This window comes from Roseobacter weihaiensis (assembly GCF_020622345.1).
In the GTDB taxonomy this organism is placed as follows: Bacteria; Pseudomonadota; Alphaproteobacteria; order Rhodobacterales; family Rhodobacteraceae; genus Roseobacter; species Roseobacter weihaiensis.
Genome location: NZ_JACNMO010000003.1, coordinates 104,655 through 119,070, shown reverse-complemented (window position 1 = coordinate 119,070; position 14,416 = coordinate 104,655). Strand labels below are relative to the sequence as shown.

Below are 14,416 nucleotides of genomic sequence, written 5' to 3'. Positions count from 1 at the left end.
GCTCTGCTTTGCTCCGAATGAGGGAATCGATGGACGCAATCGTAACACCGACCTTGCCCGAAGGCGCCAAGGCGCAGCGCGTCTATCTGTCGTTGCGCGATCAGATCACCGAAGGTCGGTTGGCCGATGGCGAGTCGCTTCCCGGCGAACAGAAGCTGGCCGTCAGCTTCGGCGTGTCCCGTGTCACCGTACGCCGCGCCCTGGATGCGCTGTCACAATCTGGTCTGATTGAACGCCGTGCAGGCAGTGGCACAACCGTGCGCCGCAGCCGGCAAGCTGGTCGCCGGGCCGCGATGGACTTCAACACGCTGATGCCGCAACTGGTCGAGATGGGGCAGTCGACCACGGCCCAGCTTCTGTCCTTTTCCTACGACCACGCCCCTGATGTGGTCGCCGCATCGATAGGTTTGGACAGAGCAGAGAAAGTGCAGATCGCCGTCCGGGTTCGGTTGGCCGATGGCGTGCCTTTCTCGCATCTGACGACCTATGTACCTGCGCGCATTGCGCAAAACTATTCCGAGCACGATCTGGCTACTACGCCGCTTTTCAAACTGCTCGAGCGGAGCGGCGTGCAGATCAAGGAAGCGCATCAATCGGTGTCAGCCACGTTGGCCGCGCCCGATGTTGCGGAAGCGCTAGGTGTTGCGGTTGGCTCGGCGCTGCTGTCGCTCAAGCGCGTGGTCCGGGATGAGCAAGGCAATGGGGTTGAGTACCTCGCCGCGCTCTACCGGCCTGACATGTTTCGGCTTGAGATGCCCTTGGCGCGCGTCGGTGAAGGCCGCGCGCGACATTGGGAACCGGCCATCGGTCAGGCGGGAGCCGCGGGATGAGCAAGCGCCGGACTATGCTCGACAAGCTTTGGCGCGCGCATGAGATTCTGTGCCGCGAGGACGGCATTTCGCTTCTGTGGGTGGATCGGCATCTGGTGCACGAGGGCTCGCACCATGCCTTCGCCAAGTTGACTGATCGTGACCTGCAGGTCGCCCGCCCCGACCTGACCTTCGCCGTGGTCGATCATTATGCCCCGACGCGCGACAGGGCGAGAATTGCCGATCCGAAGATAGCCGGAATGATCGACACTTTGCGCAAAAACGCGCAGGCGCATCGTTTGCGGTTATTCGATCTTCACGATCAGGATCAGGGCATCGTGCACGTAATTGGCCCCGAGCAAGGGTTGACGCTGCCAGGCTTGCTGATCAATTGCGGTGACAGCCACACCTCAACCCATGGCGCCTTTGGTGCCTTGGCGTTTGGTATTGGAGCGACCGAAGTCGCGCATGTCCTGGCGACTCAGACGGTCTGGCAACGCAAGCCCAGAACCATGCGGATCACGTTGAACGGCACCCTTGGTCCGGGTGTAACCGCCAAAGACATCGCGTTAAATTGGATCGCTGCCTTGGGCACCGGCGGCGCTCAGGGACACGCGGTCGAATACGCCGGGTCTGCTGTTCAGGCGCTGTCGATGGAAGGGCGCATGACGCTGTGCAATCTCTCCATAGAAGGGGGCGCGCGGCTGGGAATGATCGCGCCCGATGCAACGACTTTCGACTACTTGAAAGAGCGTCCTTTCGCGCCCGATTTAGATTGGGAGGCAGCCGTCACCACTTGGTCGACCCTCGCCAGCGACGAGGGTGCCATTTTCGACCGAGACGTCACCTTCGACGCGGCCGAGATCGCCCCAACTGTCACCTGGGGCACAAGCCCTGAGCAGGCTCTGCCGGTCACCGCAACACTCCCCGACCCCACTGCGGTGGCACCAGAGAAAGCCAAGGCCATTGATGCCGCGCTTGACTATATGGGGTTGCAGCCGGGTCGCCCGCTTGAAGGCACACCCATAGATCAGGTCTTCATCGGCTCTTGCACCAACGGGCGTATCGAGGACTTGCGCGCCGCTGCTGCCGTTCTGGCCGGTCAGCGCGCCAAGGTGCCGGGGCTAGTGGCCCCCGGCTCGGCACAAGTCAAAGCACAGGCCGAGCAAGAGGGCCTCGACGATGTTTTCAAGACTGCCGGGCTGACCTGGGCCGCCTCGGGCTGCTCCATGTGCGTTGGCATGAACGGTGACCTGGTGGCCGCAGGCAAGCGCTGCGCCAGTTCTACCAACCGCAACTTCCGGGGCCGACAGGGCCCGGGCGCGCGCACACATCTGATGTCGCCTGCCATGGTTGCAGCAGCGGCACTGACTGGAACGATTATCGATGTACGCCGATTTCTTGGCGAGAGGGCGGCGTGATGGCGGGATGGACAATACATCAAGGCCGCGCGGTGCATTTGGGGCTCGACAATATTGACACCGACCAGCTGATCCCGGCGCGCTTCATGTCGACGCCCCGAGCTGAGGGCTACGGCCAATTCCTGCTGCACGATCTGCGGAGTGATCCGGAATTCCCCCTCAACCGCCACCGGGACGTTTCGATACTGGTGGCCGGTCGCAACTTCGGCACCGGCTCATCGCGCGAAGCGGCGGTTTATGCGCTGTTCGACGCTGGCTTCCGCGCCGTGATCGCGCCCAGCTTTGGCGACATCTTTGCGGCCAACGCCGTCAACAACGGCCTTCTCCCGGCGCGGGTGTCTGACGACGCCCAGGCCGAACTGGCCGCATTTTTGGCGGCCGAACCAGCAGAGATCACCATAGACCTCAACACCCGCACCATCGCACTCGATGACCGGACCTTTCCATTTGATGTTGACGAAAGCTGGCGCACGAAACTGATCAACGGCTGGGACGACATCGACCTGACCCGCCAGCACGCGGACAAAATCGCGGCCTTCGCGGCCTGCCGAGCTTTCTCTGAGCCATGGGTCTTCCCAACGGCATCGGATTGAACCGCGCCTCAAGGGGGGCGCAAACCAAGAGCATCCCGGGTGGGTGCCGCAACAAAATTGGGGCAAAGGCAAAAGCGGCCTCGCAACGTGGAGGAAGACTGAATGAGACACTACACACAGGGCGGCATCCTCGCTGCCGCACTTGCTCTCGGAGGCGCGGCCAAAGCCGAAGAGACCATTTCGGCGGTTCACGCCTTCCCCGAGACCCTTATTTACACCCAAAGCTTTCTCAGCTTCGTCGACAAGGTAAACGCGGCAGGCGAAGGCTTTATCCAGATCGACGTGCGCGGTGGCCCGGAAGCCATCGGCATGTTCCAGCAGCCCGACGCGGTGCGCGACGGCATCGTGGACATGGTTTACACACCGGGGTCCTTTTATGCCGCCGCCCTGCCTGAAAAGGACGCGCTTGTGACCTCCAACCTGACGGCGGTCGAAACCCGCCAGAATGGCGGCACGGAATTGATTGACCAGATCCACCAGGAAAAGATGGGTTTGAAGTATCTCGGCTGGATGGATTCGGGAGTCTGCTACAACCTCTGGACCCGGAACGAACCGACCTTCGACGCCAACGGAAACCTCGAGGTCGAGGGCCTGAAACTACGCGGCAATGCCGTCTACAATGCATTCTTCACCAACTACCTCGGCGCGCAGGTGATCGACCTGCCGACAGGCGAGGTCTACTCGGCCCTACAGCGCGGGGTGGTGGACGCCACAGGCTGGACCCAAATTGGGCTGATTGATCTGAAGTGGAACGAATTCCTGAACTACAGGATCGAGCCCTGCTTCTTCTCGACCGACCTTGGCGTGATCGTGAATCTCGAACGATGGAATTCTCTCAGCGATGAGGCAAAAACCATTCTTCAGGATGTTGCGATCCAGCACGAGAAGGACTCGGTCGAGGCGCTCCAGGCCAAGAAAGACGCCGACTTCGCCGCCCTTGACGCCGCTGGCATGACCGCCATCGAACTGGAAGGCGACGCCAGGGCCAACTACCTTGCCGCTGCACGCGAAAAGACGTGGGAGCGGATGCGCGAAGTCATGGAAGGCCAGCCCGGCGGGCTTGGCAACTATGACAAGCTGATCGAGCTATTCTACGATCTCGAAGCCGCGCAGTAACGCGAGGCTGCCCGGACCTGATCCGGGGCCTCCATCGGAGCGGTCACACACCGCTCGGGTCCAGCGACGAAGGGACAGCCGAGTGCAAACTCTCTCGCGAGCATACACAGCATTGCTCTATGCGATGGCCTTCGTGGCCGGAGCGACGCTGGTTTGGTTGATGGTTTCGGTGATCCTATCGGTCGCTATGCGCAACGCCGGGATTCAGCCCTTCGCCTGGCTTTTCACCTCCGCCGAATACGGGATTCTCTACATGACAATGCTCGGCGCGCCTTGGCTAGTTCGTGAAAAGGGACACGTTCACATCGAACTGGTCACCGCCGCTTTGCCAGACGGCGCGCGAGCGGTGGTCAGCCGCACCGTGGCGTTTGCCTGCGTCGTCGTCTCGGCGATCCTGGCCTGGAAAGGCGCCGAACTCATGCTGACCAACATCGAACGCGCCGACTACGACGTCCGCGCCTACTACTATCCGCGCTGGCTGTTGACGGTGACCTTCCCGCTTTGCTTCGGCATGATGGCGTTCGAGTTCTCGCGCTTCGTCTTCGGCGAAAAACTTATGCACAGCGGCGAAGCAGGGATACACGAATAGTGGAGTGGTTCGAGGCGCTCGCGCTCCTGCTGGGCGCAATCTTGTTCCTGATGGCCGCGGGCATGCCGGTGGCGCTGGCTTTCTTGGCCGCAAACATTATCGGCGCATGGGTGTTCATGGGGGGCGAGCGCGGCGTCTCGACACTGCTGAACAACGGCTGGGGTGCGCTGACGAAATACGCGCTGATGCCGATCCCGCTGTTTTTGCTGATGGGTGAGATCTTCTTCCACACCGGCCTTGGCGGGCGCATGTTCAACGCCATCGACAAGCTGCTGGGCCGCCTGCCGGGACGGCTGAGCTATGTCACGGTGCTGGGCGGCACTGCCTTTTCGACCCTCTCGGGGTCCTCGATGGGCTCAACCGCACTCCTCGGCTCGCTGATGGTGCCCGAGATGCAAAGGCGCGGCTACAAATCCCACATGAGCATCGGTCCCATCCTCGGCACCGGCGGTCTCGCCATCATCATCCCGCCCTCGGCCCTTGCGGTGCTTTTGGCAACACTGGCGCAAATCGACGTCGCCGGACTTTTGATCGCGGGCGTCATCCCAGGGCTGATACTGGCCATTTTCTATATCGCCACAATCTGGCTTCAGACCAAACGCGATCCTTCCGCCGCCCCTGCGTACGACGTGCCGCCCATGTCGTTCGCCAGTAAACTCGGCCTTTTCCTGACCGAGGTCGTGCCCATGGTCGGCGTGATGGTGGTCATCATCATCATGATGATCCGCGGCATCGTCACCCCGTCCGAGGCAGCCGCCTTTGGTGCGCTAGGCGTGATGATTCTGGCCGCTGTCTTCCGCTGCCTGACTTCCGAGGCCATGCGCAAGTCCATCACAGGCGCTCTGCGTGTCACGCTGATGGCCTATCTCATCGTGTTCGGCTCGGCCACCTTCAGCCAACTGCTCGCCTTCTCTGGCGCCTCGCGCGGATTGGTAAATTGGGCGATCTCGTTCGAACTGGCACCTCTGGTGATGCTATTGGTCATGTTCGCAGTGCTTCTCCTGCTGGGCATGTTCATGGAACAGATTTCGATCATGCTTCTGACGGTACCAATCTTTTTCCCGCTGGCACAGACACTTGGCTTCGATCTGATCTGGTTCGGGCTGATCATGCTCCTCGCGCTGGAGATCAGCTTTACAACACCGCCCTTCGGGTTGCTGCTGTTTGTGATGAAAGGCGTCGCTCCGCCGGGCACAACGATGCGCGAGATCTACAGCTCTGCATTTCCATTCATCTTTTGCTCGCTCCTGCTGGTGACACTGCTCATAGCCTTTCCGCAGTTGGCACTTTGGCTGCCGTCGAAGTAGAGCGATGGAGCCCTGCTGGTGTGCGCCGCGCAGCCAGTTTAGATTCAACTGCCGCCGATGCGCTGACAGTGGCAACGCATACGAACGTCCAAATACCGATTTGATCCAAGTCGTTTTCGCGCAAGCGACCGACCGCGTCTCACCTTATCTGCTCTGAGCTGAGGTCGCGAGCCGCGCAAAGTGGACTTTCGTGCCACGATTCAAAACGACCACTTCGTCTGAGGTTTGTGGCTGCTGGCTGCGTACCATCCAGTGGCTATAAATCTGACAAGGAGGAAAGCGAGGGCGGATTTCGTTGCTATGGGGATTGTTGCCCAGGGCTCGGCCCGTCGAAGCGCCGAACTGCGCAGACTGGAACCCAAACTGTGCAGGCGTGCAAATGTTTTCATTCAGATGCCCCCTGATGGCTGGCGCCTTTTGCCGCTTGGGAGCTGTTGCGGTGCAAGTTTTGGAGGTTTGTCTCATTGCTAAGGCGAGGAACATATTCAGATGCGCTTTCCTGAAAACCGAGTGCGCCGGTCCGGTCCGAGCCTGATTCAAGAAGATAGGTGAGCTCAGAAATTCCGAGGGCGTCCGCTTCGCTCGCCTTGCCGCCAACAAGTCGGTTGATAAGAACTCGGCTGCCCCAGGCGTCCGGTGAGCCATCGCGGATGCAGCTAGCCATTGAAAGACCGGTGATTGGCTCGATCAGACCGCGGCGCAGCGGAAGCTCAGGTGCGTAAACCGGTATTACATTCTTACGATCCAGATAGCTGGCACCATAGTTGAAATTATAGGTCTCTCCGTTTTTGGTGAGCCGTCCGGCAACGACAGGTTCCGTGTCACCCGGATCTCAGTTCCATACGGCCTTCTCGTGCGCAACGTCAATAGTGGAATGTGGAGCCTCAACTCTGCAGGCCTCCGGCCCAGGTTGACTGTCAATCAGGCCGCCCCGTTACAGACCAAAAGCGGCTTTATCCGGGCTCGGCGACCAATCCCTGCGCTTCGATGGCAGCCATCGCGCAGGCTTCGTCATTGTCTGAGCTGTCGCCGGTGATTCCGATCCCCCCGATCAGCATAACCTCGCGCAGGATCAAGACACCGCCGGGAACTGGGACGAGGCTTCCTCCGTTCAGCGCATTCATCGCGTTGATAAAATATGGCTGCTCCTGTGCGCGGTTGTAGAGTGCGCGTGAGCCCAGGCCCATTGCGACGGCCCCTTTGGCTTTCCCTTGGGCAATCTCAGCGCGGAGATTGCTGGTGCCGTCCTCGCGCTGCAAGGCCACCAAATGCCCGCCTGCATCAATCACTGCAATTGTGAGCGGTCTCATTCCGTGCGCGCGGCGATGGTTCAGTGCGGCAGAGATGAGGGCGTTGGCAAGGTCGAGGTTCATGGTGTGTCTTTCAGTCGTTAAGTGGCCCGCCCGCGGGAGTGACGGGCAGGCCAGGGTGGTTAGTTGTAGAAGTAATCCACAAGAAACAGCGGGATCGCCGGGATGTAGGTACACATCAGTAGCACGGTTAGAAGGACCGCGATGAAGTATACGTTCACCTTTGTCACGTCCCAGATATTGGCCCGTGCCACTGCGCAGGCCGTGATGAGCACGCTGGCCACCGGCGGGGTCTGCTGACCAATTGCGAGGTTCAGCGTAACGACGAGGCCGAAGTGGATCGGGTTGATGCCAACAGCATCGATCAGCGGGATCACGATCGGCACCACCAGGATGATCGCGGCGGCAGAGTGCAGGAAAAAGCCGATCACCAGGAAGAAGAAGTTCAGGATCAGCAGGATGAGCCACTTGTTTTCGGTGATGCTGAGGATGCCAGCGGCAAGTTCCTGAGGGTATTGCGCCCGGGTCAGGAAACCGCCCATCACGACCGATGCCGCCACAAGCAGCATCACCACCGCGGTTTGCATCCCGCCATCGAGCATGGAACGTTGCAGGTGCCTCAAATCGACCTGCCGGTACCACAAGCTGATCGCGATTGCCGCAAGAACGGCAAGGCCCGCGGCTTCGGTTGCCGTGACATAGCCACCAAAGATGCCGCCCAGAATGATGATCGGGAGTGCGAACGTCGGAAGCGCATCGACGAAAGCTGTCCAAAGTTTGCGGCCCGAAAACGCCTCTTCACGCGGCAGATCATATTTGACCGCAAAGAAATAGGCGACGCCCATCAGGCCTGCGGCGCCAAGCAGGCCCGGAACGATACCCGCCACGAACAACTGCTCGACAGACACATTGGCCGACGTCGCATAGAGGATCATGGGGATCGACGGCGGAATGATAATCGCCAAAGATGCCGATGAGGAGGTCACCGCCGCCGCAAACGCCCCGGAGTAGCCGCGCTTTTTCATCTGCGGGATCATCACAGACCCCATTGCCGCCACGTCGGCCACGGCAGAGCCCGAGATTTCGGCAAAGAAAAGCGAAACACCGATGTTCACATGGGCCAGACCACCGCGAATGAAACCGATCAAGGCGGCCACGAAGTTGATCAGCCGGTCGGTGATCCCACCCGCGTTCATGATCGCACCGGCCAAGACGAACATCGGGATTGCGATCAGTGAGAATTTGGTCGCCCCGCCATACATGTCGAGTGCCACGTTCACCAACGACCCAGTGCCCTCGAGCACCAGCAGGCCGCCGATTGCTGAGACAGCCAGGGCGACGCCAATCGGTACGTTCAGACAGATCATCGCGACCATGGCGATGAAGATACCCAGCATCAACATCAGGCGTTCCCCGCTTTCTTCATTTCTGTTTCGACTTCTTCTTCGATTTCAGCGTGTTCAAGCGACACGCCCTCTGCGGTTTTGCGCCAGTAATCGGGCAAGCTCAGTATCTGACAGATGACAAACAGCGTCGCTCCGATGGGGATCACGGATTGAGTGACGCTCACCGGGACCCAGGTCAGCGATACAAGGGACATCCCACCAAGGATGGTCATCACCGTGTACCCGGCCCATGCCAGCAGGATGAAAAACCCGGCCGTAGTCGCCTCTGCAAGGGCGACGGCCCACATGCGCGTGGGCATGGGGATCGACAAAAGCACGCTGTCAAAGCCGATGTGACGCCGCCGCAGTACCGCCAGAGCAGAGCCGTAATATGTGATCCATGCCAGAAGGATGGCCGCGATCTCATCATACCAGGCCAGGCTGGACCCCAGCAGCCGGTAGATGACGGCCACGACAACGATGGTTGTCAGGATCACCATGAGGAAGATCACGAAGTACTCCAGGATGACCTCAAAGAAATTGCGCAGTGATGTGAGCATAAGAATTCCCCGCCGGACATCGGTCCAGGTGACATGCTAAGACGGTGTCACGGTTGAGTTCCGAAAGGCAGGGGACCCTGATTGGCCCCCTGCCGAGTGGGTCAGGATCCCGATGCGAGGTTCTGAATGCGCTCGATAAGCTCGGCCCCGCCGTCAACGGTGCTGGCGAACTCTTCATAGATAGGGGCGGAGGCCTCGATGAAGGCCGCATTGTCGGCCTCGTTGACAGCGACACCCGCTTCGCGGATCACGTCGAGCAACTCCGTTTCAAGCTTTGCCGCGTGTTCGTAGACAAAATCCTGCGTCTCGGATCCGCAGGCCTCAAGGTCAGCGCGCATATCTTCGGGAAGCTTTTGCCACTGGTTTTCGGCCACCAGCACATAACCGGGTGTGTAGACATGACCCGTAATCGACAGATATTCCTGCACTTCCTGAAACTTGGCTGATGCGATCTGGGCGTAGGGGTTTTCCTGGCCATCGATCACCTTGGTCTGCAACGCCGTGAACACTTCGGAAAACGCCATCGGCGTCGGATTGGCTCCGTAGAGCTGGAACATCTTAACCCGCCATTCACCGTTTGGTGTCCGCAGTTTGACGCCCTCAAGGTCTGCCGGAGTGGTAATGGGCCGGATGTTGTTGGTGATGTGCCGGAAGCCGTTTTCGAAATACCCGATGATCCGGTAGCCTTCGCGCAGTGCTGCGTCTTGGAACACATCGCCCAGCTCTGCCTGAATGCGGCGCATATGATCGCGATCCTGCACGATATAGGGCATCTCGAACACACCGAATTCCGGCGCGACCGAGGACATCACGGACGACGGCAGCGAGAAATCGACCTGGCCGAGTTTGAGTTTCTGCAGCAGCTCGCGGTCCTTGCCCAACTGGCTTGCGCCAAAGGTCTGGACCTCGGCCCGGTCGCCCAGTTTGCCGTTTGCACATTGAGCAAAGGCGTCTGCCGATGCTTCAAACAGTGACCCCGGATTACCGACATGCCCGAAGCGCAGTGTCATGTCCGTCGCCGTTGCCGCAAGCGGCATCGCAATGGCCGCAACGCTGGCGAGAATAGTTGCTTTGAGTTTCATGGTTCTTCCTCCCTTTACGCCCCCTCCCGGGCATCATTCAGCGGCTACCCGCTCGTCTATCGTGTCTTTGAGATGTTCCATCGCGGCCTGTGCGCCGCCACGCTGATGCGGAATGCCCGCTTTTGCGAGGCCCATTTCGACTCCGGACAGCGTGGCCATCAGCATCAGGTCATTGAAATCGCCCAGATGACCGATGCGGAACACCTTGTCGGCGACCTTGGACAGCCCGTTTCCAAGCGAGATGTCGTAATGCTTGAGCGTTGTCGCGCGAAACGCGTCTGCCGAATGGCCCTGCGGCATCAGAACGGCGGTCAGGACGCCCGATTCCTCGCCTTGCCGCGCGCAGAGCACTTCAAGCCCCCAGGCCCGAACCGCTGCCCGTGTTGCGGCGCCGTGCCTGGCGTGCCGGGCAAATACATTGTCAAGCCCTTCTTCATGCAGCATATCAACGGCCTCATTCAGACCGTAGAGCAAGTTGGTGCCGGGCGTGTAGGGGAAATACCCAGTCTCGTTCGGCCCAACCATGTCCTGCCAATCCCAGTAGCTGCGGGGCATGGTGACGGATTTGGCGTGTTCCAGCGCCTTTTCGCTGACGGCGTTAAAGCTCAATCCGGGCGGCAGCATCAAACCTTTCTGTGACCCGGAGACACAGACGTCCACGCCCCATTCGTCAAACCGGAAATCGATGGATGCCAGCCCCGAAATGCTGTCAACCATCAGAAGTGCCGGATGTCCCGCGGTATCAATGGCCTTGCGCACGTCCGAAATCGATGAAACCGACCCGGTCGACGTCTCATTATGCACCACGCAGACCGCCTTGATCTCGTGTTTCTTATCCTCGCGCAGGCGCGCTTCGATGCGGTCCGGCTCAGCGCCACCGCGCCAATCCCCTTCCAGAAACTCCGGTTCCAACCCAATCTTGCGCGCCATCTTACTCCAGAGCGCCGCAAAGTGCCCGGTTTCAAACATCAGAACTTTGTCGCCAGGTGAGACGCTGTTTACCAGCGCAGCCTCCCATGCACCGGTCCCGGATGCGGGGAAGATGAAGACATGCTGCTCGGTCTTGAAGATGGATTTCATCCCATCGAGCGCCTTCTTGCCCACAGCGGCGAAATCCGGGCCGCGATGGTCGATGGTCTGCTGACCAATGGCCTTGAGAATGCGGTCGGGCACGGCACTCGGTCCCGGTATCTGCAAGAAGTGTCTGCCAGCCTGGCGCATCGAAACTATTCCTCCCACAAGCGCCGTCTGGTTGGCGCGATTAGATGTTGTCAAAACGTAATTATGAATTCATAATTCAGTCAACTAAAAAATTTCACGTCAGTGCTTCGAAACGAAAAACGGGAGAGGGTAGGGACATTCATGCGTGAGAATGCACGACTTTCCGGCCGCCTGCGCGCTGCGGTCCGAGGCGACGTAATGAGCGATGCCGCCGCGCGGGGCCGCTACGCCACGGACGCATCGATCTACCAGATAATTCCCGAAGCAGTGGTTGTTCCCCGCTCCGAAGACGATATCCAGGCGGCCATGCAGGTCGCTCGCGAGGAGGAGATTCCGGTCCTTCCGCGTGGCGGCGGCACGTCGCAATGCGGCCAGACGGTCAACCGCGCTGTGGTGTTCGACAACACGCGGTATCTGAATGGAATTCTGAACGTCGACACAGACAGTCTGACCGCTTGCGTGGAGCCGGGCCTTGTGCTGGACGAATTGAACCGCGCGCTGAAGCCGCACGGTTTGTGGTTCCCGGTGGACCCGTCCACCGCCTCACGCTGCACGCTGGGCGGCATGGCTGCGAACAATTCCTCGGGCGGGAAATCCCTTCGCTATGGTATCATGCGCGACAATGTCCGGGCCATCTCGGCCATTCTGCCCGATGGGACAAAGGCGCGGTTCAACGGTGCCGATCCGGAGCCGGGTGCCTATGCTCATCTTGTTTCGGACATGCGGGCGCTGGGGCAACGCGAGGCTGGCGAGATTGACGCGCGTTTTCCCAGCGTACAGCGCCGTGTGGGCGGCTACAATATCGACGCGTTGGCCGGCAACGATGTGAATATGGCACACCTGTTGGTGGGCTCCGAAGGCACGCTGGCCTATTTCACCGAGCTTGAACTGAACCTTGCCCATCTTCCTGGTGAGAAAGTCACCGGTGTCTGCCATTTCCCGACTTTTTACGCAGCGATGGATGCCGCCCAGCATCTCGTCACGCTGAACCCGCAGGCGGTGGAATTGATCGACGACACGATGGTGGCACTTGGGCGCGATATTCCACTGTTTCGCAAAACCATCGAAGCCTTTGTAAAGGGTGACCCCGCAGCCCTCTTGCTCGTTGAGTTTGCCGAAGGCAGTGCCGACGCGAATGTCGCCAAACTGGCCGAGCTGTCCCAGTTGATGGGCGATCTGGGCTTTGCCTTCACTGGAACCGGCACAACCTGGGGAGGCGTGGTCCCGGTCACCGACAACGGGCTGCAAGGCGCTATCGCCGAATACCGCAAATCCGGTCTCAACGTGATGATGTCGATGAAACAAGCGGGCAAACCGATTTCTTTTGTCGAAGACTGTGCTGTCGCGCTGCCTGATTTGGCGCAGTACACCCAAGGGCTGACCGACATCTTTGCGCGCCACGGCACGAAAGGGACGTGGTACGCCCATGCCTCGGTCGGTTGTCTGCACGTGCGCCCTGTCCTCAACATGCGGCAGGACAAGGATGTCAAAACGATGCGCTCTATCGCCGAAGAAGCGTTCGATCTGGTCAAAAAGTACAAAGGGTCGCATTCCGGCGAACATGGCGATGGCATCGTGCGCTCCGAATTTCACGAAAGGATGTTTGGGCCGCGCATTGTCAAGGCTTTTGAAGAGGTCAAGGCACGCTTCGACCCAGATGGCCTGATGAACCCTGGCAAGATCGTGCATGCGCCCGCGATGGATGACCGCCGTGTTTTTCGCTACGGCCCGAAATACGAGGTGCCCGAGTTTGAAACCGCGCTCGACTGGTCGGCGTGGCCTGGGGCTGCGGGTGGGTTCCAGGGCGCCGTCGAGATGTGCAACAACAACGGGGCGTGCCGCAAACTCAAGGGCGGTGTGATGTGTCCGTCCTTCCGGGCCACGCGAAACGAACGGGACGCCACGCGGGGACGCGCCAATACGCTGCGCTTTGCGATCAGTGGACAAATGCCCGGTGGGCTGACGTCTGATGCGATGGCAGACACCATGAAGTACTGTGTGTCCTGTAAGGGATGCCGCCGCGAATGCCCCACCGGCGTCGATATGGCACGCATGAAGATTGAGGTGCTGGCCGCGCGGCGCAAGAAAAAGGGACTGAGCCTTGCCGACAAACTGGTCGGGTATTTGCCGCGCTACGCACCCAAAGCGGCCAAGCTCGCGTGGGTCCTGAACCTGCGCAACAAGATCGGACCGCTGCGGAAACTGACAGAAGGCCTCACGGGCGTGTCTCACCGCCGCGATTTGCCGGTGTGGTCGTCTGACCCCTTCCGCGATGATGAGGCGCAGGACGCCAACCCCTATCTTCTGCTCTTCGCGGATGTTTTCAATCGCTATTTCGAGCCGGAAAACCTCCGTGCTGCCCTGCGCGTGCTGCGTGCAGGGGGGGTGCGGGTGGCCGTGGCGAAAGACGGCAGCGGCAAAGCGCTGGATTGCGGGCGCACGCTCTTGGCGACCGGGCGCGTTGACGAGGCCCGCCGCGAAGCACAGCGCGTCATCGATGCGACGCGGGCCGCTGTCGCGCAGGGTGCTCCGGTGGTGGGTCTGGAGCCGTCTTCGATCCTGACCTTTCGGGACGAATTCCTTGCGCTCTGTCCCGGACCCGACGCAGAGGCCTTGGCCAAAGCTACCTGCACGTTTGAGGAATTCCTCGCCACACAAGCGGATCTTCCGCTCACATCGTTGGACCGGCCGATCTATGTGCACGGTCACTGTCACCAGAAAGCGCATGATGCTGTGACGCCGATGCTGGATCTGCTCAAGCGCATCCCCGATGCGCAGGTCCATATGATTGAAAGCAGCTGTTGTGGCATGGCGGGTGCATTCGGGTATGCACCGGATACCATCGACGTTTCGCTCAAGATGGCGAACCTCGATCTCTTCCCGGCACTTGAAGCAGCTCCCGAGGACGCGTTTGTGGTTGCGGATGGCACATCATGCCGTCATCAGATCGCAGATGGCACACCACGGCGCGCCCTGCACGTTGCGCGCTTGCTGGATCAGGCACTTGATGGATAGGATACGCA

12 protein-coding genes and 1 pseudogene are annotated in these 14,416 nt (G+C 60.1%); 7 read left to right on the top strand and 6 right to left on the bottom strand.

Annotation, left to right across the window (positions count from 1 at the left end; all coding sequences use genetic code 11):
* Positions 1 to 29: 29 nt before the first annotated feature.
* The 6 genes from H7847_RS04770 to H7847_RS04745 all read left to right on the top strand — a co-directional run bounded on the left by H7847_RS04770 (position 30) and on the right by H7847_RS04745 (position 5,835).
* Positions 30 to 830, top strand: a complete 801-nt coding sequence (locus tag H7847_RS04770; RefSeq protein WP_227268247.1) for a GntR family transcriptional regulator — start codon at positions 30 to 32, stop codon at positions 828 to 830.
* Positions 827 to 2,230, top strand: coding sequence for a 3-isopropylmalate dehydratase large subunit (leuC, locus tag H7847_RS04765; protein ID WP_227268246.1), 1,404 nt, complete (start codon positions 827 to 829; stop codon positions 2,228 to 2,230). The genes H7847_RS04770 and leuC overlap by 4 nt, the downstream gene beginning before the upstream one ends.
* Positions 2,230 to 2,823 carry a 3-isopropylmalate dehydratase small subunit gene (leuD, locus tag H7847_RS04760; protein ID WP_227268245.1) on the top strand — a complete coding sequence of 198 codons (594 nt, stop codon included), beginning with the start codon at positions 2,230 to 2,232 and terminating at the stop codon, positions 2,821 to 2,823. Before leuC ends, leuD begins: the two co-directional genes overlap by 1 nt.
* 102 nt (positions 2,824 to 2,925) lie before the next feature.
* Positions 2,926 to 3,939: a TRAP transporter substrate-binding protein DctP gene (gene dctP / locus H7847_RS04755; RefSeq protein ID WP_227268244.1), complete on the top strand. Its 1,014-nt coding sequence runs from the start codon at positions 2,926 to 2,928 to the stop codon at positions 3,937 to 3,939.
* A gap of 124 nt (positions 3,940 to 4,063) precedes the next feature.
* Complete coding sequence (locus H7847_RS04750; RefSeq protein ID WP_227268437.1) at positions 4,064 to 4,528, top strand: TRAP transporter small permease; 465 nt, start codon at positions 4,064 to 4,066, stop codon at positions 4,526 to 4,528.
* Positions 4,528 to 5,835, top strand: coding sequence for a TRAP transporter large permease (locus H7847_RS04745; protein WP_227268243.1), 1,308 nt, complete (start codon positions 4,528 to 4,530; stop codon positions 5,833 to 5,835). Before H7847_RS04750 ends, H7847_RS04745 begins: the two co-directional genes overlap by 1 nt.
* 385 nt (positions 5,836 to 6,220) lie before the next feature.
* Here the strand turns inward: H7847_RS04745 and H7847_RS27100 are convergent.
* The 6 genes and pseudogenes from H7847_RS27100 to H7847_RS04720 all read right to left on the bottom strand — a co-directional run.
* A pseudogene (locus H7847_RS27100) lies at positions 6,221 to 6,631 on the bottom strand (type II toxin-antitoxin system HipA family toxin); the annotation flags it as partial.
* Positions 6,632 to 6,788: 157 nt separating this feature from the next.
* The gene (locus H7847_RS04740; RefSeq protein WP_227268242.1) at positions 6,789 to 7,208 is read right to left on the bottom strand and encodes a GlcG/HbpS family heme-binding protein; all 420 of its coding nucleotides are present in this window, start codon (positions 7,206 to 7,208) and stop codon (positions 6,789 to 6,791) included.
* 59 nt (positions 7,209 to 7,267) lie between these two features.
* On the bottom strand, positions 7,268 to 8,548 hold the full coding sequence (locus H7847_RS04735; protein WP_227268241.1) for a TRAP transporter large permease: 1,281 nt from the start codon (positions 8,546 to 8,548) through the stop codon (positions 7,268 to 7,270).
* Positions 8,548 to 9,090 (bottom strand): TRAP transporter small permease, encoded by a 543-nt coding sequence (locus H7847_RS04730; RefSeq protein ID WP_227268240.1) that lies wholly within the window; start codon positions 9,088 to 9,090, stop codon positions 8,548 to 8,550. Before H7847_RS04730 ends, H7847_RS04735 begins: the two co-directional genes overlap by 1 nt.
* A 101-nt stretch (positions 9,091 to 9,191) precedes the next feature.
* Complete coding sequence (locus tag H7847_RS04725) at positions 9,192 to 10,172, bottom strand: TRAP transporter substrate-binding protein (RefSeq protein ID WP_227268239.1); 981 nt, start codon at positions 10,170 to 10,172, stop codon at positions 9,192 to 9,194.
* Between the two features lie 33 nt (positions 10,173 to 10,205).
* Complete coding sequence (locus H7847_RS04720) at positions 10,206 to 11,393, bottom strand: pyridoxal-phosphate-dependent aminotransferase family protein (protein WP_227268238.1); 1,188 nt, start codon at positions 11,391 to 11,393, stop codon at positions 10,206 to 10,208.
* Between the two features lie 198 nt (positions 11,394 to 11,591).
* Here H7847_RS04720 and H7847_RS04715 point away from each other — a divergent pair, with 198 nt between their 5' ends.
* Positions 11,592 to 14,408 (top strand): FAD-binding and (Fe-S)-binding domain-containing protein, encoded by a 2,817-nt coding sequence (locus tag H7847_RS04715; RefSeq protein ID WP_227268237.1) that lies wholly within the window; start codon positions 11,592 to 11,594, stop codon positions 14,406 to 14,408.
* The last annotated feature ends 8 nt before the right edge of the window (positions 14,409 to 14,416 follow it).